Origin of the sequence: [Clostridium] aerotolerans DSM 5434 (assembly GCF_000687555.1) — a bacterium.
GTDB lineage: Bacteria > Bacillota > Clostridia > Lachnospirales > Lachnospiraceae > Lacrimispora > Lacrimispora aerotolerans.
Genome location: NZ_JHWJ01000004.1, coordinates 77286 through 96031 on the forward strand (window position 1 = coordinate 77286; position 18746 = coordinate 96031).

Sequence of the window (18746 nt, forward strand, 5' to 3'; positions counted from 1 at the left end):
AATCACCCTTCATTCAGGGCCTTAACAATAAAAACCACGTCAGCTTCCTTAAGGTTAACGCTGCAAGGAAGATTGATCACATTGCTCTGGTAAAAGGGTGCTTTCTCAATATAATACGCCTGACAGTCCTCATACATGGTCTGGGTGTGATTTAGCTTCCAGATGGGTCTTGTTTCAATGCCGGATTCCCTTAACCTGGCCATAAGTGCATCCCGCCCTGATTTGTGGTCATTTAAGAGCAGGGAATAAAACCAATGGTTATTTCTGGCCTTTTCACAAAATGGAAGAAGTGTGACATCGTCTCTGTCTTTTAATAAGCTCTTGTAATAAACGTAGTTCTTTCTCTTTTTTTCAATGTACTCTTCCAGACACTCCAGCTGTCCCACGCCCAGGGCTGCCTGAATGTTGGTCATACGGTAGTTATAGCCGACTTCATGATGAACGTAGTAAAATGGATCATCCTTAGCCTGTGCGGATAAGTATACGGCCTTTTTTAGATCCTCCTCATTTCTGGCAGTGATCATACCGCCTCCGCCAGTGGTGATTATCTTATTGCCGTTAAAGGAATAAGCACCAAAATCTCCTATGGTGCCTGCAAACCTGCCCTTTAAGCTTCCTTCGGTGTATTTGGTGCCAAGTGCTTCCGTTGCATCTTCAATCAGTTTTAGATGGTACTCCTGGCACAAGCTTAGAAGGGTTTCCATATCAGCCATATTGCCAAAGACATGAACAATGACAACAGCCTTTATGATCCGCCCTGTAGAGCGGTTTAAAAGGCCTTCCTGAGTTTTGGTACACTCTGTTTTTAGAAATCTCTCCAGCTTTTCCAAGTCCATATTCAGGGTATGGTCGCAGTCCATAAAGATGGGGTGTGCTCCTAAGTATGTCACAGGATTAACTGCGGCAATAAAGGTGAGAGTAGGAACGATGACCTCCTCACCCCTTTTAATGCCGGAAAGAAGCATAGCCAGGTGGAGGGCTGCCGTGCCGCTTTGTACAGCGGCAGTGTTTGGAACCTTTAAGTAGTCTGCCATTTCCCTTTCAAAGCGGGTCACATAGCTGCCGGCGGTGGAGACCCAGCCGCTTGTGATGGCATCGTCCATATATTTCTTTTCATTTCCTTTTAAAACAGGAACGGATAACGGTATCATATGACTCCCTTCCTATGGGTCTAAACAATGTACTGGTCTAAACAATGTACTGGTCTGTCCGGAAATGGTCCCCATTCTCTTTGATCCACTGAATGGTATTTTGAAGGCCAACGGATAGGGAATATTCCTGCTTCCATTGGGTGAGACGAGTCAGCTTTTCATTGGAGCCAAGAAGCCTTGTTACCTCACTCTTTTCTGGGCGGAGCCTTTGGTCCTCGCAAAGGATTCTGGATTCTGGACTAATCTGGCGTATGAGTTCCTCTGCCAGATCGCCGATGGAGATTTCTTTGCCGCTTGCTATGTTTATCTCTTCTCCCATGGTTTCGGGGGAGCGTTCTATTTCTATAAAGCCGTTTACCGTATCCTTTACATAATTAAAGTCTCTGGTAGGCGTAAGGCTGCCCAGACGAATCTCTTCTTTTCCGGCCAGAAGCTGGCTGATAATGGTTGGTATTACCGCTCTGGCAGATTGTCTGGGTCCGTAGGTATTAAAGGGACGGACAATGGTCACCGGCAGGGAAAAGCTGCGGTAAAAGGACAGAGCAAGCTGGTCTGCCCCTATTTTCGTGGCGGCATAGGGGGATTGGGCCTTTTTTGGGTGAGCTTCATCAATGGGAACATAGTCCGCACTTCCATAGACCTCTGAGGTTGAGGTGATGAGCACCTTACTGGTTCCCAGGCTTTTGGCTGCCTGAAGGACATTTAAGGTTCCTTTTACATTGGTATCTACATAGGAATCGGGAGACTGATAGCTGTAGGGAATGGCAATGAGGGCTGCCAGATGAAAGACAGAATCAATACTGGAAAGACAGGCCCTAACCCCATTGGAGTCCCTGATATCTCCGCTTATAATCTCGATTTCATTTCTTATAGAAGCTGGCAGGGTATCCAGCCAGCCATAGCTGTTAAAGGAGTTGTAATAAGCAAGTGCCCTGACTTCATACCCCTTTAGAACCAGCTCTTCGGTAAGATGGCTACCGATAAAACCATCGGCTCCGGTCACCAGCACCTTTTTCATGGATTTCTCCCTTCTCCGTGGCTGTTATCAAATACCTTGACACGATACGTGCTCGTTCTGTCAGAAACGGCAAAGCAGAATTCTCCATGCCGGTTGGTCAGGGTATGGCCTAAATAAACGCTTGATAAGTCTTCTTCCTTCCGTTCCTCGTTAAACACAGGGACCAGCCGTTCCAGGATAACTACGGCTCCCACAACAGGGACGCGGTTGGTGTGCCGGACCAGGCCGCGAATGATTGCATGTGCCATAAGATTCCCCTTTCTTAAATGCTCTGGACCGGCTCAAACATATCAAGCTGATAATCAATCTGGGGATTTTTTAAAACAGAAACCGCAAATTCGCCAAACTGGTTGGTTAAGACATAGCCGAGAAGCGTTTTCTCTTTTAAGATGTTGACCTCAGTGATGCGGACCACGGCACCTTCAATGGCCTGACATTGTGGGTTTAATACAGTACCCGTTAATAATACTTCACAGGAGGCTTCCATGGTGATCACCGCCTGAGCCACGTTACGATTATTAAATTTATCAGGTGAAATAATCAGTTCAGTATAACCGCTCAAGAAGAGTCCTCCTTCTGGTTTGTTATGAGGGGAGCATAGACCGACAGCTCATACTTCATCTGCGGCTTTGCTTCAAGGGAAAAAAGATACTGCCCGGCCTCATCGGTCACGGCATAGCCAAGGACAAGACGTTCCTGGTTCCCTTCATCGATTTGAGTGAGCATAATGGAAGCACCGGCGCAGGGGGTCCCCTCCTCTGAATATACCGTTCCTTTTATGATCTGGTGATGATCCCGGCTTAGATGAAAGTTATAGTGATTTTCTCTCCACGGCAGAAGCTTGGAACCCCGGATCGTAAATGTGTTCCTTTTGGGGCCGTCCATTGAAACTCCCCCCTCCTTTCACCCTTACTCGTTCTGGGTATAAACCGTCACGTTTAATTCCTGTAGGTTCTTGGTGTCCTCCCCGTGAATGATATTGCCTTCCTGCTCTTTGCCGTTTACAATCATTTTATTGATCTTTATTTCTTTGTATTTACCATCCATGATCTCTTTCTTATTATCCTGTTCCATACAAATCCTCTTTCCTTCCGGCAGATTTATTAAACTATATGCGATTCATAAAATTCTGATACCGTAGAACGGGCAGTATCCCTGATCTCTGTTAAAATCTCATGGAGCTTTGAAAAGTACTCATAAAAGAAGTTGGCCTGATATTGAAGGTCAGAGGTCAGCCGTTCAAAATCCTTTGCCGGCATGGAATTATGCTCTTCCTTTATTTCATAGAGAAATTCACTGTAATATCCCCCCAGGTAACTGGTGTAGGGGTGGTTTTCAAAGCTGTTTACCAGATGCAGGATATAGAGGATACGCTGAAGATCAATGTCATCCTCCTCGACTTCAACAAGAGATTTGGTCGCATTCTCCAGACGTATGGTCTCACATAGCTCCAGGCCCTGATCCGTCTTAATGATAGAATCTTCTAAAAATTCCATCAGGGACTTAACAATATCCTTTGAATCCAGGGTCAGTTCATGACTTGGAAGAAATGGAACCTTCTTCTTTGAGAAGTCACCGTGACCTAGCATCTCATCAAGCTCCTTGTGAGGGGCCCCTTTTATTTCAGCTCCGTAGGAGCAGTTAAAGAAGCGGATAAAGGGATGGTCCTTGTATTGATTGATATAAAGCTCAAGGTTTTTTCTGAAATAATCAAGAGTCACCGTGGAGCCGACCCATTGACCGTTTATGTCCTTTACCAGGGTCTGCGGTGCATAGTTTATGGTGCTGTCATAGAGAAATGTAGCACTGTCCGCATGATGCTTCTGGTTCGTATAAGCCAGATCCTGACCGATTAGTAAAATGGGAGAGCAGCCAAGCATAGCAGCGATGTCAATGCAGGCATGTGAAACAGAGCCGCCGCAGTAGACAGCCTTTAAGTGCTCCATGCCTTTTACGGTGTGGGAAAGCAGCAGGGAGATAAAGATTTTTTCTCCCTTATACTGTTTCATAAGATACCGGTTGCTGTACTCATAAAAGGCAAGAGGCACCGTAAGATCCAAATGCTCCTTCATCATATCAAAGTTGGCATCCACCGGATCCACCGATACGATGAGATCAGGGGTAATTCCATTTTTAATCAGGGCATCTACGGTTCTGCTTCCCGTAATAATAAAGCAATCCTTTAACCTGTCTTTGTGATTTTTCATGTCTTCTATGTTCTTATCCAGGGAAGGCCCTCCCGATACCACGATGGCTGGTACTCCCGCATTGGAAAACAGGTAGCGGTGGATGGGGGTGGACTGGTGGATCAGCTTCATGTTGGCAATCATATTTTTAATAAATATCTTTTTAAAGCGCCTGGCTAACGACACCTGGGAGGCAGTCTTTATAATCGTCCAGTCCAGATGCTCGATAAGCCTGTCATGTTCCTTTTTATACACGGTACTGTAATTGCCAAAGGAAAAGAAGTAAATATTGTTAATGTTCTTTAGGTTAATATTTTCTTCAAAAATCTTCTTTGCCACATCTTCCTTATAGTACACCAGCTTTATGTTATTCCCCGGATCACTGGAGAAGCTGCGGTATATGGTGAGATTCGGTTCAAATATAATGACTTGATTTTTTGAGCTCAGCACCTTTTTTAATTCCGGCAGATAATCGCCTGTATCAATTCCAAATAAAAAAATCAGGGAGTCAAATTTTAAATCACTTAGCGTATTTAAAAGATCCCTAATGTTGTTTCTGTAGCTGGTACTGTCTGCCAGTAAATGATACTGCCGGTCTTTTTTTATACGGTAGACGGAGTATCCATCTGAAGTTTTGACTTTTTTCATAGTATCCTCCATAAAATGTCGCCTTTTTGGCTTTTTTCATATGGACGAAAATGCCCGAAGCTTATATTGTCTGCCAGGAATTCTGGGAAGAGAGAGTGCATAGGTCCCGTCTGGAAGGGTAAAGGTGAGTCCTAACCGGACCACTTCCCCAGGACTTTCAGGCTGATAGGATAGAATTTCAACCGCGGCATTGGAAAGAGGGATTCCCGATGGACTGTAAACGGTTCCCGTAAGAAGCAGTAAAGAACTGCCGGGAGCCACTGCATCAGCAGTCACAACTCCCAAACAGATGAGCTGACAGCCTGTAAAGCATAAGTTTGACAACGTTCCCCACCTCCTTAATCAGGGGTGTCCTTAAACCGTGACTGGACACCCCTAAGTGATTACCTACTGTAAAATTTTAACCGAAGTATGACGCCGGCTCTGGTTGTAATACCATAGTTTGCGTTAGCATCTGTAAATGTTACAAGATCTGGCTCTTCTGTGGTTAGTTTTGTGCTCTCCCAAATCGCAACAGCACCGCTCCTTAAAATGGTATTGCTAAAGACAGCAGTACCACGAAGCAACAAAAGCCCCCAGCTGGTTGTGGAAAGTTTTGAAACGATCACCTGTCCGGAATCAGCAACAGAGGCCAAAATAGTTTTCGCAATCGGTTTATAGTTAGCCATAAAAACGCCCCCTCAAATTCTCATTAGAAATACGTATTTCTATGTTATAGTATGTCTTGAATGAAATAGAGTGACTAGGCAGTCCAAAGCCTGCGTTCAGGCGATTTAAGGAGAAATAAAGTAAAAAATACGGCAGGCATGAGAACGTTCATGCCTGCCGTATTATCCTGTTACCGCTTCTTAAAAAAACCCTTGTCATAGAGTAATCCCAGGGAAAGGCCGAATATCAACCCTATTCCAAGATTATTAATTACTGCTCCAATAATCAGACCAATGCAGAGGCCTGTAGCTAAGCCATATTGATAAGAATCATCCTTATTCCGATAGAAATTTGACATTGTATGTACCCCTTATTTTTTTAATTAATTGTACCTCAGCAAGGGGGGCAAGTACACTGGTATTTTCTGAGAGTGCTTTGAAAAAGCACCAGGGGTTCATACCATTTTTAATGATCTCCAAATACTGCTTTATAATCAGCCTGAAATTTTGCAATTCCCTGGGTAGTCAGAGGGTGGTTTACCATTTGCTCCAATACCTTATACGGAACAGTTGAAATATGGGCACCTGCTTTTGCACAATCCGTTACGTGAATGGGGTTGCGGATACTGGCGGCAATAATTTCAGTTTCAATTTGCCCGGCTTTAAATATCTCGGTAATTTCCTTGATCAGGACAATGCCTTTCATGGAAATGTCCTCAAGGCGCCCCAGAAACGGTGATACATAAGTAGCTCCTGCGCGTGCGGCTAAAAGAGCCTGTGCGCTGGAAAAAACAAGAGTTACGTTGGTTCTGATTCCTTCTTTGCTTAAAACCTTAACCGCCTTTAACCCTTCTGTTGTCATTGGAATTTTAACCACCATATTGGGATGAATGGCGGAGATTTCTCTTCCTTCCAGGATCATGCCGGCAGCATCAATGGTTGTTGCCTTAACTTCCCCGCTGACCGGCCCGTCCACAATGCCAGTAATTTCCCTTATGACCTGGTGAAAAACTCTCCCTTCCCTTGCAATCAGGGAAGGATTGGTAGTGACACCACAGATGATTCCCATATCATTTGCCTTTATGATTTCTTCCACATTAGCTGTATCAATATAAAATTTCATATTCTCTTCTTCCTTTATGCCAGACTTCTTATGGCAGCAATCTGTTTTTCATTCAGGTTAAATATATCACTGTTTTCCATAGAAGTATTGGAATCTTCTATTAAAATCATTTTTGTGTCCTTTTGCGTGATGGTGTTGTGCCATAAGGTCGCCGGTATATTAAAAACCTTCCCCGGCTCCATTTGAACAGAACTAAATTCCAGGCCATTGTCTGTTTCATTGGCATAAATAAGGGTGCATGCACCTTCTGTCAGGACAAAGAGTTCATCTGTTTTATTATGTCTTTCCAGACAATCAATGCCGGTTATATCATTGGCTGGCTTCCAGTTCTTGATTCCCACCGTCCATTTCTCGTTCTCATAAACTCTCTGCATTCCTTCTCCGGTAAATTCAAAATCTGTTATACTCATCATTTGTATCCTCCCTTTCCCTTAAGAGCTCTTTACAAGTCGTTACTACGTGCCTGGCGGTCAGTCCATATGCCTCAAAAAGCTGTTCTGGCTTTCCGGATTTTCCAAATTTATCCTGAATTCCCAGGCTTTTAAACCTGGCACCGTTATGGCCGGCCAGAACCTCTGCAACTGCAGAGCCGAGACCGCCGATTACAGAATGCTCCTCCAGTGTGACAATTCCTTTGCAGATTTCATTCATTTTTAGGATAATGTCCTTATCAATTGGTTTGATGGTATGCATGTTCACAACGGAAGCATATATTCCTTCTTTCTCAAGCTCCCTGGAAGCCTTTAGCGCTTCAGGAATCATAAGGCCACAGGATATGATACAGATATCATTTCCTTCTTTCATGACATTGGCTTTGCCTGGAATAAAGGGGGTATCCGTTGTTGTAATGTCTTCACAAACCGGCCTTGCTACGCGGATATAGACTGGTCCGTTGATTTTGGCTGCCGCCTGAACTGCTTTCTCTGTTTCCTCAGGATCGCAGGGTACAAAAATAGTCATATTGGGCATCTCTCTCATCAGTGCAATATCCTCAATGGATTGATGGCTGCCGCCGTCTTCTCCTACAGAAAGTCCTGAATGGGAAAATCCGAATTTCACATTTGCGTTGGTATAAGAAATAGAGTTTCTTATCTGCTCGTAAGCCCGTCCTGCGCCGAACAGGGCAAAGGTACTTGCAAATGGAATATAGCCTTTATCTGCAAAGCCTGCCGCGGTGCACATTAAGTTTGCCTCTGCAATTCCCATATTAAAGAAGCGGTCTGGGAATTCCTTTTGAAACATACATGTCTGGGTGGCGTGTGCGAGATCTGCATCAAGCACCACTATTTTTTCATTTTCTGACCCTAATTTTACCAGGGACTCTCCATAAGCGACTCTCAAAGACTTTCCCATTTATACTACCTCCTGCTCTTTCATTGCCTGGGCAAATTCTTCTGGATTCATTGGTCTTCCATGCCAGCCATATTGACTCTCCATAAAGGAAACTCCTTTTCCCTTAACGGTGTTGCAGCAGATGAATTTCGGCTTTCCGGTTATGGGAGTTTTTAAAGCCTTAGTTATGGCTCTGATATCATGTCCGTCAACCTCCGTGCACGCAAACCCAAATGCTTCAAATTTCTTTTTAATATCACCAAGACCCATAACTTCTTCATTGCTTCCATCAATCTGAAGCTTATTATAATCCAAAAGGAAGGTGAGATTATCCAGATGGTAATGAGCGGCTGCCATTGCGGCTTCCCACACAAGTCCTTCCTGGCATTCCCCATCGCCAAGAACTGCGTACACGTGATAGGATTCACCTCCGTGCTTTGCGGCAAGCGCCATACCCATGGCAAGTGATGCTCCCTGTCCCAGAGAACCGGTATTCATATCAATTCCCGGTGTCTTAGTGCAGTCCGGATGCCCCTGAAGATGGCTGTCAATCTGTCTGAGTCCTGCTAAATCCTCTTTTGGGAAATAGCCGATGTCTGCAAGGATTGCATATAATGCCGGGCAGGCATGACCTTTGCTTAATACCAGGCGGTCCCTGTCAGGCTTATCCGGATGCTCAGGGTCCACTTCCATCACCTCATAATAGAGAGACATAAGCATTTCCACACAGGATAAGGATCCGCCCGGATGTCCTGACTGGCAGGCAAATAGCATTTTGAGTATTTCTCCCCGCAATTCCTTTGCTTTTAAATCGTACTGCATAAATAACTTCCTCCTTATGATAGGCTTAACCTTTTACAGCTCCTGCTGTCAGGCCCTCCACTAAACGCTTTTGAGCGAAAAAGAACATGATACATACTGGTATGATGGTTATAATGCCACCCGCCGTAAGCAAATCCCACTGAACTCCAAGCTGTCCGATCAGGCTTTTTAATGCAACGGGAATGGTACGTGTTTCCGCATTGGTAAACATCACGGCAAAGGTGTATTCATTCCATGATGTCATAAAGATGTAAACGCCGGTAGCAACCAGGCAGGGGCCAAGAATTGGAAGAATGATCCTTACAAAGGCGACGCCTCTGTTGCAGCCGTCTACCAGGGCAGCTTCCTCCAGAGACATGGGAAGGTCATTTAAGAACCCCAGCAGCAGCCATACGGAAAACGGAATGGTAAACGTGGTATAAGATAAAATCAGTGAAGCAGGTGTATACAAAAGCCCCATTTTTCGCATGATGGAATACAGCGGAATCAGCAGCAATACTGTAGGAAACATATTATTGCAAAGGAACGTACACATAAGAATCTTTCTTCCGGCAAATTGATATCTGGAAAATGCATATGCCGCGAGCGTGGAGGCTGTTAATGATACAATGGTTGTCATTGTCGCTGTAATGAAGCTGTTTTTCATTGCCCCAAAGAAATCAACGGTGGTAGTAAAAAGCTTTCCATAAGACTCAAGCGTTAAAACTCTCGGCCAGTATGTTACGTCCATGCCGTATAATTCGTCCGCAGGCTTTAACGATGTAATGAGAGTCCAATAAAATGGAAATAATATGAAAAGCAAAATGACGAACAGAGGCAGGTAAACACAAACGATGTCTTTTAACTTGACTTGCTTTTTCATCCTTATACCTCCTCTTTAAAGTTCATTTTTAAATATGGTACAGCTGCAAACAACAGAAGGACTGCTAATAATAATGCCATTGCCGATGCATAGCCAAGATTAAGCGCATTTCCCTTATTGAAAATATAAACGCTTAGCGTCTGGGTAGAATAGGCCGGTCCGCCTTCTGTCATATTAAAGATCACATCCACAGAATTGGCGACCCAGATAACACGAAGCAGAGCTGTTACATAAATAGTATTTTTGATGGATGGAATGGTAATTAAAATAAGTTTTTTCCAGGAACACGCTCCATCAATGCTTGCCGCCTCGTAGATTTCGGTAGGTACCCCCTGTAAGGCAGCAAGAAGCATAAGTGCAAAAAAAGGGATTCCCTGCCATATAATTGTTACAATGACACTTGGAAATGCTGTGGTCACCTGAGAAAGAAACGGAATTTTATGTGACGAGATATGAAACTTTAATAACAAATCGTTCAGCACTCCAAAGTTACCATCGTAGATCCATCTCCACATAAGTCCAATCAAAACTCCCGGCGTAACCCAGGGGATCATACTCACCGCCCGTACCACTCCCCTTCCGGTAAACTCCTTATTCAGAAGAAGAGCCAGAATAAAACCAAACAGAAATTGAAAGCCTACTCCGCATACGACCCAGAGTATGGTTCGTATGAGTGAACTAAAAAAGAGGGGATCCATGAAAGCTGCTCTGTAATTGGAAAGTCCGTTAAATCCAATTTCCTTGGGTCTTCTTAAATCATAGTTCTGGAAACTCATAATGATTGCATTGATAACCGGTATAAATACCACGCACAGGATGATAATCACTGCCGGAGCCACTAATACATAGGGCCATATGGATGGTTTTTTAACCATAGGTATTTCCTCCTGACATAGAAACAGCTTATTGATAAAGTCCATCCTGTAAGGTTCTCATGCACTGTTTTGCAGTGATGCTTCCGGTGAGCGCCTGTGAAACCGTATTTGGCCAAAGACTGGAAATCCATTCTGTAGTGGTATCGAGAATTGGAACAATACCCGCATAACCCTGTCCGTCAATTGAGGCTTTCATAAAACGGTTGTTCTGGAAGAAATCAGAGGCCTGTATGCTCTTGCTTACAGGAACATTTCCAGTTCCCTCACACCACATCTTCTGACCTTCTCCTGCCGCCAGATAAGATACCCATTCAAATGCAGCTTCTTTGTTCTCACAGGAGTTAAATATGACTGTCTCCGTATCTCCCATAGAGGTCCACTGTCCTTTCCCTGCGGGGAATGGGAAAGCAGATACATCGTCTCCAAATACTTTCTCCATATCTTTGCTGGATCCTGTATGGTGAATGGTCATAGCGGTCAGCCCTGATTGGAAATTAGCAATGATTTCACTGAATCCGTCGCTGACAGCGGTAGGAGGTACATATCCTTTTTTATAAATATCGATAAAATCCTGCATACCTTGTTCTGCTTCAGGAGTCGTTAAATCCTTAAAGCTTCCTCCGCGTCCATAAATAAAACTGCCCCACGGCTCCTGTCCGCCTTTAGCGCCTCTCATACCAAAGCCGTATATATCCGTCTTTCCGTCCCCATTTGTGTCCAAGGTACATTTTTCAATTGCCTGTAAGAATTCTTCGTAGGTTTTTGGAACCTCAATTCCTGCCTGCTTGAAAACAGATGGTCTGTAATAAACATACAAGACCTGAATATTCCACGGCATTACATAGATGCGTTCCATATCTCCAGCCTCTACCATAATGTTATAAATGTTTTCGTCAATGTCATTTTTCTTGTCCCAGGCATCAATAAATGGTGTTAAATCAGCCAGGAGATCATTATTAACAAATAATGGAGTAGAAGTTAACTTCCAGGTTGCACAGTCCACATCTCCTCCTCCCATCTTTGTATTGAACAGGTTTTCGGAATATGCGCCTCCATCCCATGGGCTTTCCTCGCCAACCACCGTAATTCCTTTTCCGTTTTCCTCATTGAATTTTTTAATGATATCCTGCATGAGCTGGGAATAATCCGTATTATCTGCCCAGTAGCGGAATTTAATGGTACACGGCTTTATTTCGCCTGTAGGTGCCTGTCCGGCCTTTGCCTCGGAAGCAGCAGTCGCAGCTGTTTCTTTTTTCGTTGTCTCTGATGGATTCTTGCTTTCTTTGCCGCCTGTAGAACAGCCTGACATTGTAGCTGCCGCCATAAGGGCTGCCATGGCTAATGCAATTGTTCTCTTGCTAAGTGATTTTTGTTTCATTTTAATCCTCCCTCTCCCTTACATCATTTAATGTTTCCCATACATGTCTTTCTGCCAGAAATTTAGCTTCCATATAGTTGCCGCTGGCGATTGCTTTATATAGACCCCTGTGGCTTCGTTTTGCCCGTTTAAAGCTCTCCAGGTCATTATGGGTTTCCACATGACTGCGCCGGATGGATTCATTAATAATAGGGACCACCCGGATCAGCACCTCATTATGAGTACATTCAGCAACCGCAGTATGGAATTGAACATCCATTTCTGCCGTAGAAGCGCTGTTGATCTGAATCTGATCCATTTCCGCAACCAGTCTTTCCAGATTTTTTATATCCTGGGGCGTAGCTCTCTGTACGGCCAATCCAGCAATCTGAGGTTCAATCAGCATACGAGTTTCAAAAAGGTTTTTGATCAGATATCTCTGATCGGTAAAGTGAAGTCCGAGAGGATCTGCTCCAATTCCCGTTCCCGCACTGACAAAGGTTCCGCTTCCCTGACGTATGACTACAACATTTTCAGCCCTTAAAAACTTCATGGCTTCTCGTAAGGTAGAACGGCTCACCCCAAACAGCAATGTCAAATCCTTTTCTGTAGGAAGTCTGTCACCAGGCTTCATTTCCCTTTGTATTATCATTGTTTTTACCTTTTGTGCCGTTGCCATAGGAAGTACATCAATGTTCTGCAATTCATTTGAATTTCTGCGCATACTCTACTCCTTTTTTATTACATATGGACAAAATGCATATAAATGTTGCGATTATGCGTTAATGTTTGGTTATTATGTCCTGGCTTATAACCATAGGCTAGCATAACATATGACGTATGTAAACACATTTCTTGCATTTATTCTGAAATTCATTATTATATAACAATGTTTTTAGTTTTATTTGTCTAAAATGTATATTATTTCAGAAAAATTCATCATACCTTTTCAAATAGATCATACCAATTGGTATGTTCATTCCGTTTACAAAAACAGGAGAGGGGAATTTGAAATCAAATAATTACTCAGATCATAGTTAAAAGACATGAAATTTTAAATTGTATACTAACAGAAAAAATGATATACTTCTAAAAATTTTACTTAAAACAGATAATAGGAGAATCGTCATGAACAGATTAGAAATAGTCAGGGAATACGTAGACAAAGTGCTTTTAATGGTGCCGGATCCAGAATATAGGAGATGCGGTTACATACATTTATATGGAGTTTCTCAGGCCTGTACCCTAATTGCAATAAAACGAAAGGAAGATGCAGAACTGGCTGCGATTGCAGGTATGCTTCATGACATCTATTCCTATACAGCTATGGATACCAGTGATCATGCTCATAAAGGCTCGGTCATGGCCAGGGAGATTTTGGAGTCTCTATCTGTATTTGAACCTCAGGAAATGGATTTAATCTGCCGTGCAATCTATAACCATAGCAGTAAAGGAAAAGAGCATGATTCCTTTGATGAGATATTGATTGATGGAGATGTGATGCAGCATTGTTTTTACAATCCTCTTTTCGAGGTGGCTGAGAAAGAAAAAGCCAGATATGAGAAGTTAAAGGCAGAGTTTGGGCTTTAAGGGGTAAGGTTAATGATAATGATAGGGCTGTCACCTAAGGAATTTATGATGGTAATAGATATAATCGTATCATAGAGATGGCACCAAAATGCCCCTATAGAGGACACTTTCATGTTCTCCTATATAGGGGCATTTTGGTGTTTTTAAAGAAAGTCAAATCAGTATAAAGCAATTTCCATAGTTGTTTTTTAATACTCAATTATAAATTAAATAATAAAAGTACCAGAGTCTAAACTACCGGAGACTAAATTATCAGAGCTAAAAGGCACCAGAGTGTGAAATTATGAGATTCTATTATCATTAAATCCCAGCCACTTGATACGTAAACTGCCCAGTCCCATCAATTCCATAAAAATCCGCAAAGGAAAGATGGAAAATATCTGTCTTTACAGAATCCAGGCAAATACGATTCTTAATCAGGTACTGATAAATCCCGGAGTAATCGATAGGTCCTTGGATGAGGATACTCGATAAGCAGCCATCCCTAAGAATCGCCTTCTTATAACTTACAGAATCTTCCCGAACAATAACCTCATCCCTATCCTTTGCAATGCCGTCTCCAAGCGAAAGGGTAGTGAGCCCATAAAAATTCATGGTGTTTTTCATACCGTATTTGTCTTCGTAAATCATGTTCTGACCGCACATATTATAAGCGGCCGTCTTCCCCTGTTTCATGGCATTTGGCCAGATTCCGGCGATTCCATTCACATCTCCCGCAGCATACACATGGTCACAGGACGTCTTTAAATAATCGTCCACCTGAATAAACCGGTCGATAGCAATGTCACTTCCCTTTACACATTCGACTGAGGGGCTGACACCAGCGGCCACCACGACCATATCGCATTCAATGAGAGATCCGTCATCAAGCATGACAGAGGTAATCTCATCGGTTTCCGGCATGGTGCTTAAAACGGTTTTTCTGCCAAGAATGAATTTGCACCCATGCTCTTCAAACAGCTTCTGATAAGCTTTTCCAGCCGTCTCATCAAGCTGCTTTGGAAGAATCCTGTCTGCCATTTCAAGGACGGTCACGTCCTTTCCCTGTTCCAGGAAGGCATAGGCTGCATCCATACCAACAAGCCCGGAGCCTACAACCAGGATTTTGTTGGCTTTTTCAGAACAGGCTCTGATGTTCTGGGCATCGGAGAGATTACGAAGTCCAAATACATTTTTGGCCTCCCTGAAATTCATAATGGGTGGAATCACGCTGTCAGCACCGGTGGCGATGAGGAGACGGTTATATAAAATCCTTGAATCATCCTCAAGCATCACTTCCTGACGGGCCGTGTTAATGGATACTGCCTTTTTCTGAATCCAGGTGATGTGGAAAGCATCAAAAAAGTTTTCCGGTATAAAAGAGAGAGTTTTTTCATCCCGTTCATGGCTTAAATACTTATGTAGCATACACCGGGAATGGACGTATTCATCTGGAGATATCATAATGATCCTGGCATCCGGCTCCAGCTCTCTGATGGTCTTTGCTGCGGTGATTCCGGCAGCTCCGACGCCGATAATTACATGAGTCATCCCTGCACCTCCTCTACATAGATCGCACCCGTTGGGCATGATTTTACGCAGCTTGGAGAAAATCCCTGGTCCGCGCAGAAATCGCACTTGATTACCTTGGTCCTTGTACTGGTATCCGCCTTTAAAACTCCGTAAGGGCAGTTCATCACGCACATAAAGCAGGAACCGCATGCGGATTCATCATAAAGCACCAGTCCTGTTTCCTTATCCTTTGTAAGTGCTCCGCTCATACAGGACATGACGCATTCCGGCTGGTCACAGTGACGGCAGAAGATTGGGGTGTAGCCCCCGTTTCTGCCCTTTTCAATGTGATTGCGGGATTCATTATGAGGATCGGAAAGCTTTAAGTCGTAAACGGAACCCCCATCCGTCCGGTGTGCCTGCATGCATGCTATAAAACAATTCTTGCAGCCATCGCATTTGGCTGCATCAATGAATATCCGTTTCATAAGCCAACCTCCTATATATTAAGACCCTCACGCTTCTCCATGATGATTGTTTCCAGGATATCAGCACTTTCCTTTGCATCCGGATTAATGATCACCTGTCCGCCAGTCAGGCTCTTCATGCCTTCTGTCAGGACCTTAACAGCTACGTCGCTTCCGGTTACAAATGGCGGTAAGCCTAAATGAAGAGGAAGTCCAAGCGCAAGACCAAAGCAGCCGTCCGCAATCGCCTGCTCTTCCAGCCACTGGGCAGCAGAAAGGACCAGAGGAAGCTTCGGAAGATCCACGCCAAGCTCCGCCGCAATTTCCGTCGCCACGATTTCCAGACGTCCGATGGCAAGACAAGGGCCGAAGTTCAGCACAGGAGGAATTCCAAGAGCTTTACATACCTCTCTTAAGTTAGGACCAGCAAGCTCAGCCGCTTCCGGAGTCATAAGGCCGCAGTTTTCAATACCACCGGAAGAACAGCCGGCAGTCAGGACAATGATATCTCTTTTGATCAGTTCCTTTGTCAGCTCCACCGTCAGCACATCATGTCCGCCAGCGGTTAAGTTAGAACAGCCCACGATGCCTGCGATTCCTTTGATCTTACCAGCCACAATTAAGTCGATGAGCGGCTTCCAGTTTCCCCCTAAGAAGTTTCGTAAGGAACCTTCACTGACACCGGTTAAGGTATTGTCGTTTCCGTGTTCCGGTAATAAGTTAAGAGGAACGATGCCACGTCTTTCGGTATAAGCTTCAATGACCTTATCAATGATCTTTTCGCTCTGTTCTTCCCTGTGCTCGAAATCAAATTTCATCATCTCTGCGTTTGATTTCTTAGCCACATCATCAAGACAGATCTGCTTGATCTTTAATTCATCACAAATCGGCTCAATGCCAGGAAGGGTACAGTTGAACTCAGAAAGGACCGCATCAATGGCACCAGTGGCAAGAACGGCTTCGCTGGTGTAGTTGTTGCCTGCATGGCCGTCAAAAACTTCTGGATAAAGGGCGCCTCTTAACTGGAGATCCTGACCCACACAGGTACAGCCAACCAGCTTAAAGCCCTTGGCACCAACGGCCTTTGCCTTAGCCACGGCCTCAGGAGAGATGAGCTTTTCCTGTAAATCCACAAAAATGGTATGCTGATGGCCGGTAATCATGATGTTTATGTAATCCGGATTAATGACACGAAGACCGACGGGAGCCAAACGAAGCTGCGGCTGTCCAAGTAAAACGTCATTTAACAGGTTCGTCAGTGTAAGTCCATAGATGCCGGTGGAAATGCCAAGGCGTAAACAGTCGACCAGCATATCCAGAGGATCGGAGTTTAAGTTGGTGGAGCACTTAACAACCCCTTTAAATACCTCACTTTTAGCACCGCCAGGCATAATGCCAAGCTCTTTCCAGCGTGCCACACGGGGAGCGTAAGCGACCTTTTCGGTCAGCTCCATTTCCACGTATTCCGGCTTGTAGAGATCAGAGAGAACCGCATCGGCAATCTTTTCTGCCTTCTTATAAACATCTGCCTCCTTAACGCCAAAAAGCTCCGCCAAATGCTCTAAGGATTCCATACCCTTTAATTCGCCTTTTGCCTGAGCTGTCTTCTTTAAATTGAGTGCAGTGTTCTCCACTACATGTATGTAGCAGCCGCTTCCTGAGGCAACCGCTCTTAAAAAGTTTCTTGCCACGATGGTGTCCGCATCCGCACCGCAGATTCCTCTTGGAGCGTTTGGTGTAATCCGGCATGGTCCGTTGGCACAAAGGCGGCAGCATACGCCCTGGAGTCCGAAACCGCATTTCGTACTCTGTTTTTCCACACGGTGATGGGATGTTTCCATCGGCAGTGCGGAAATAAATTTTTCCAGTGGCTTGTCAGCGCTTTCACACGTGTTGCATCCATAACATTGATTCATTTTCTTCCTCCTTATGAAACTTAACTATTTTAGTATAGATTCGGCCAAAAAATTATTCAGCCAAAATTTTAGCCAGGGAAAATTTCTTTAAATCCTGGTTTAAATTTTTTTGGATTCTTGCGAATTCCCGATGGACGTGACATGGACGTTTATGGGAATGGACGGGACAATCGTAACCGGCCTGCATGCATTCAATCAGCAGCATCTTTGGGTCAATCACTGAAATAATATCGTATAAAGTTGTTGTTTCCAAATCGCAATTTAAGGCATATCCCCCTGCACTTCCCCGAAAGCTCTTAATATAACCTGATTTTTCAAGCTTTCTGGCAATCTTGTAGGCATTGGCAGGAGTAATCTGTTCCCTCTCACTGATGGATGGAATGCTGTCTGTCTCCCCATTTGACAGTGCCCGGATGATGCGTATTGCGTAGTCACATTCTTTCGTTATCAGCATGTAACACCTCCACGTTATAAGATTAACATACTGTACCTAAATGGTCAAGTTTTATCAGTTGCAAAAATTCCCCCGCCGAAGCGGGGAGAATGGCTTATGATTCCGGATAAAGAAGATGTTCATCCTCAATCCCATAAAGGACAGTATCAAGGAACTTTCTGGCTAAGTATTTCGCCATGTTAAGGTTCATATCGTAATAGTTACCACAGTCTCTTGCAGAAGCTCCTGGAACCTCTCCTTCAAAATCCCGGATAAATTCATACATTTCAGTCATGAGAGGCACAATATCTCTTGATTTATAATCTCCGCTAAGAAGAAGATAAAAGCCGGTGCGGCATCCCATTGGTCCAAAGTAGATTACTTTCTCGTTGTAGGTTTCATGATTTCTTAAAAAGGTAGCACCCAGGTGCTCGATGGTGTGAATCTCTGCGGTATTCATCACCGGTTCAAAATTAGGGCGGGTCATGCGGATATCAAATGTTGTAATAAGCGCATCTCCAGCCTGGTCTTTTCTGGAGACGTAGATGCCAGGAAGAAGCTTTAAATGGTTAATGGTAAAGCTTGTGATCTTTTCCATATTGTCATATCCTTTCTTATATGGTGATGGGTTCCATTGGTTTCATTTATGGTTTCTTATGGTGAAATTATAATAAAAATTCCGATTTTCTGCAACCGTTAATGCAAATACATGTAAAATAAAGTGATTTTTAGATAAAAGCAACAAAACGTAGCAGGAATGCAACGGTAAGGCCATGTAAGAACGGTACCACTCTATGGTAATATATTAAAAAAGCAAGGAGGTAGGTT

24 protein-coding genes are annotated in these 18746 nt (G+C 43.9%); 1 reads left to right on the forward strand and 23 read right to left on the reverse strand.

The annotated features are described in order from the left end of the window. Positions 1 to 2: 2 nt before the first annotated feature. The 18 genes from T546_RS0107115 to T546_RS0107200 all read right to left on the reverse strand — a co-directional run bounded on the left by T546_RS0107115 (position 3) and on the right by T546_RS0107200 (position 12745). On the reverse strand, positions 3 to 1151 hold the full coding sequence (locus T546_RS0107115; RefSeq protein WP_026891021.1) for a LegC family aminotransferase: 1149 nt from the start codon (positions 1149 to 1151) through the stop codon (positions 3 to 5). 37 nt (positions 1152 to 1188) lie between these two features. Beyond that, complete coding sequence (locus T546_RS0107120) at positions 1189 to 2169, reverse strand: NAD-dependent 4,6-dehydratase LegB (RefSeq protein ID WP_026891022.1); 981 nt, start codon at positions 2167 to 2169, stop codon at positions 1189 to 1191. Next, positions 2166 to 2417, reverse strand: a complete 252-nt coding sequence (locus T546_RS0107125) for a hypothetical protein (RefSeq protein ID WP_026891023.1) — start codon at positions 2415 to 2417, stop codon at positions 2166 to 2168. The genes T546_RS0107120 and T546_RS0107125 overlap by 4 nt, the downstream gene beginning before the upstream one ends. Positions 2418 to 2431: 14 nt before the next feature. After that, positions 2432 to 2731, reverse strand: coding sequence for a hypothetical protein (locus T546_RS0107130; protein ID WP_026891024.1), 300 nt, complete (start codon positions 2729 to 2731; stop codon positions 2432 to 2434). Further along, on the reverse strand, positions 2728 to 3054 hold the full coding sequence (locus T546_RS0107135; RefSeq protein ID WP_026891025.1) for a carboxypeptidase-like regulatory domain-containing protein: 327 nt from the start codon (positions 3052 to 3054) through the stop codon (positions 2728 to 2730). The genes T546_RS0107130 and T546_RS0107135 overlap by 4 nt, the downstream gene beginning before the upstream one ends. A gap of 24 nt (positions 3055 to 3078) precedes the next feature. Then, entirely contained in the window at positions 3079 to 3243 is a 165-nt protein-coding gene (locus T546_RS25255; RefSeq protein ID WP_156951300.1) for a hypothetical protein, read from the reverse strand. 29 nt (positions 3244 to 3272) lie between these two features. After that, complete coding sequence (locus tag T546_RS0107145) at positions 3273 to 5003, reverse strand: motility associated factor glycosyltransferase family protein (protein ID WP_026891026.1); 1731 nt, start codon at positions 5001 to 5003, stop codon at positions 3273 to 3275. A 36-nt stretch (positions 5004 to 5039) separates the two neighbouring features. Further along, entirely contained in the window at positions 5040 to 5327 is a 288-nt protein-coding gene (locus T546_RS23030; protein WP_051629653.1) for a carboxypeptidase-like regulatory domain-containing protein, read from the reverse strand. Positions 5328 to 5386: 59 nt separating this feature from the next. Then, entirely contained in the window at positions 5387 to 5671 is a 285-nt protein-coding gene (locus tag T546_RS0107155) for a hypothetical protein (protein ID WP_026891027.1), read from the reverse strand. Between the two features lie 170 nt (positions 5672 to 5841). Next, positions 5842 to 6009, reverse strand: coding sequence for a cell envelope integrity protein CreD (locus tag T546_RS25530; RefSeq protein WP_166429803.1), 168 nt, complete (start codon positions 6007 to 6009; stop codon positions 5842 to 5844). A 107-nt stretch (positions 6010 to 6116) separates the two neighbouring features. Next, positions 6117 to 6773 carry a fructose-6-phosphate aldolase gene (gene fsa / locus T546_RS0107165; RefSeq protein WP_026891028.1) on the reverse strand — a complete coding sequence of 219 codons (657 nt, stop codon included), beginning with the start codon at positions 6771 to 6773 and terminating at the stop codon, positions 6117 to 6119. A gap of 14 nt (positions 6774 to 6787) precedes the next feature. After that, positions 6788 to 7183, reverse strand: a complete 396-nt coding sequence (locus T546_RS0107170) for a cupin domain-containing protein (protein ID WP_026891029.1) — start codon at positions 7181 to 7183, stop codon at positions 6788 to 6790. Next, entirely contained in the window at positions 7164 to 8126 is a 963-nt protein-coding gene (locus T546_RS25260) for a transketolase family protein (protein WP_051629654.1), read from the reverse strand. Before T546_RS25260 ends, T546_RS0107170 begins: the two co-directional genes overlap by 20 nt. Beyond that, positions 8127 to 8927 carry a transketolase gene (locus tag T546_RS25265; protein ID WP_026891030.1) on the reverse strand — a complete coding sequence of 267 codons (801 nt, stop codon included), beginning with the start codon at positions 8925 to 8927 and terminating at the stop codon, positions 8127 to 8129. It lies immediately after the preceding gene. 25 nt (positions 8928 to 8952) lie between these two features. After that, complete coding sequence (locus T546_RS0107185; protein ID WP_026891031.1) at positions 8953 to 9789, reverse strand: carbohydrate ABC transporter permease; 837 nt, start codon at positions 9787 to 9789, stop codon at positions 8953 to 8955. 2 nt (positions 9790 to 9791) lie between these two features. After that, positions 9792 to 10664: a carbohydrate ABC transporter permease gene (locus tag T546_RS0107190; protein ID WP_026891032.1), complete on the reverse strand. Its 873-nt coding sequence runs from the start codon at positions 10662 to 10664 to the stop codon at positions 9792 to 9794. Between the two features lie 28 nt (positions 10665 to 10692). Continuing rightward, positions 10693 to 12042 carry an ABC transporter substrate-binding protein gene (locus tag T546_RS0107195; RefSeq protein WP_026891033.1) on the reverse strand — a complete coding sequence of 450 codons (1350 nt, stop codon included), beginning with the start codon at positions 12040 to 12042 and terminating at the stop codon, positions 10693 to 10695. A gap of 1 nt (position 12043) precedes the next feature. Then, positions 12044 to 12745: a FadR/GntR family transcriptional regulator gene (locus T546_RS0107200; RefSeq protein ID WP_026891034.1), complete on the reverse strand. Its 702-nt coding sequence runs from the start codon at positions 12743 to 12745 to the stop codon at positions 12044 to 12046. A gap of 404 nt (positions 12746 to 13149) precedes the next feature. Here T546_RS0107200 and T546_RS0107205 point away from each other — a divergent pair, with 404 nt between their 5' ends. After that, on the forward strand, positions 13150 to 13611 hold the full coding sequence (locus tag T546_RS0107205) for an HD domain-containing protein (RefSeq protein ID WP_026891035.1): 462 nt from the start codon (positions 13150 to 13152) through the stop codon (positions 13609 to 13611). 300 nt (positions 13612 to 13911) lie between these two features. Here T546_RS0107205 and T546_RS0107210 read toward each other — a convergent pair whose 3' ends face one another. The 5 genes from T546_RS0107210 to T546_RS0107230 form a co-directional block, all read right to left on the reverse strand. Next, on the reverse strand, positions 13912 to 15141 hold the full coding sequence (locus tag T546_RS0107210; protein ID WP_026891036.1) for an NAD(P)/FAD-dependent oxidoreductase: 1230 nt from the start codon (positions 15139 to 15141) through the stop codon (positions 13912 to 13914). Beyond that, complete coding sequence (locus tag T546_RS0107215; protein WP_026891037.1) at positions 15138 to 15590, reverse strand: 4Fe-4S dicluster domain-containing protein; 453 nt, start codon at positions 15588 to 15590, stop codon at positions 15138 to 15140. Before T546_RS0107215 ends, T546_RS0107210 begins: the two co-directional genes overlap by 4 nt. Positions 15591 to 15601: 11 nt before the next feature. Beyond that, positions 15602 to 17485 (reverse strand): anaerobic carbon-monoxide dehydrogenase catalytic subunit, encoded by a 1884-nt coding sequence (gene cooS / locus T546_RS0107220; protein ID WP_026891038.1) that lies wholly within the window; start codon positions 17483 to 17485, stop codon positions 15602 to 15604. 52 nt (positions 17486 to 17537) lie between these two features. Further along, on the reverse strand, positions 17538 to 17939 hold the full coding sequence (locus T546_RS0107225) for an RrF2 family transcriptional regulator (RefSeq protein ID WP_026891039.1): 402 nt from the start codon (positions 17937 to 17939) through the stop codon (positions 17538 to 17540). Between the two features lie 94 nt (positions 17940 to 18033). Further along, positions 18034 to 18516, reverse strand: coding sequence for an S-ribosylhomocysteine lyase (locus T546_RS0107230; RefSeq protein WP_026891040.1), 483 nt, complete (start codon positions 18514 to 18516; stop codon positions 18034 to 18036). Positions 18517 to 18746: the final 230 nt, after the last annotated feature.